Below are 1,004 nucleotides of genomic sequence, written 5' to 3'. Positions count from 1 at the left end.
TCCAGTCGTTGTAGGCGCGCACGCAGGCGAGGGCGACCTCCTTGTCGTGCGCCTCGGCGAAGGTCTGCCCGCAGAAGCGCGGGAAGGTCGGGAAGCACAGCGAGGCCTCGACGTGGTTGAGGTCCATGTCGGCGAGGCGGGCCTTGGGATCCCAGCAGCCGCGGCGCATCTCCTCGCGGGTGATGCCCTCCAGGGTCATGTCGTCGCGGTCGAAGCCGACGGCGGCGATGTTGCGCTTGTACGGGAACTTCAGGTCCTCGTAGATCCACCAGTCGGTCGGCGGGCCGTCGGGGTCCATGGTGATGACGTACTTGCCACCGGTGTAGGCGAGTTCGCCGATGCCGGCGGTGAGCGCCTTGGGGCCGCGGTCGCGGTACTTGGCGGGCAGCCAGACGTCGAACAGGTGGGCGGGCTCGATCACGTGGTCGTCGACGCTGATGATCCGAGGCAGTCCCAGTTCCATGACAGTCTCCCGAATTCACTGATCTGATGGATCGTCAGAAACAAGCTAGCCCCGCCACCCCTGGACCGACAAGCGTGCGCGCTCTACGCTCTGCGCTTGATCTGACTATCCGTCAGCTATGGGGAGGTCTGGGATGACGGACACCGCGACCGCGACAGAACTGAGCCGCTCCCGAACCCTGTGGGAACTGATCACCCACCGGGCCGCACTGACCCCCGGCACCCCCGTCCTGATCGAGGCGGCCGAAGACCCGTCCGACGACCGCCGCCTCACCTTCGGCGAACTGCGCGACCGCTCCGAACGCGTCGCCGCCGGCCTCCACCACATGGGGGTGCGCCCCGGTACCGTCGTCGCCTGGCAGCTCCCCACCCGCATCGAAACGGTGCTGCTCTCCGTCGCCCTCGCCCGCATCGGCGCCGTCCAGACCCCCGTCATCCCCTTCTACCGGGACCGCGAGGTCGGCTTCGCCCTGCGCGAGTCCAAGGCCGAGTACTTCGCCGTCCCGGGACACTGGCGCGGCCACGACCACACGGCCATGGCC

1 protein-coding gene and 1 pseudogene are annotated in these 1,004 nt (G+C 68.4%); one reads left to right on the top strand and one right to left on the bottom strand.

Features of this window, described 5'->3' with window-relative positions; translation table 11 throughout:
- Window positions 1–463 (bottom strand): annotated as a pseudogene (locus ACFWVD_RS28985) (amidohydrolase); the annotation flags it as partial.
- 133 nt (window positions 464–596) lie between these two features.
- Between ACFWVD_RS28985 and ACFWVD_RS28980 the strand changes: the two are divergent.
- Window positions 597–1,004: AMP-binding protein (locus tag ACFWVD_RS28980; protein ID WP_379248121.1), on the top strand; the 408-nt coding region annotated here is incomplete at its 3' end.

Origin of the sequence: Nocardia sp. NPDC058666, assembly GCF_042714895.1 — a bacterium.
Taxonomy (GTDB): Bacteria; Actinomycetota; Actinomycetes; order Mycobacteriales; family Mycobacteriaceae; genus Nocardia.
The sequence above is the reverse complement of the archived record's forward strand: the minus strand, read 5'-3'. Positions and strand labels throughout refer to the sequence as shown.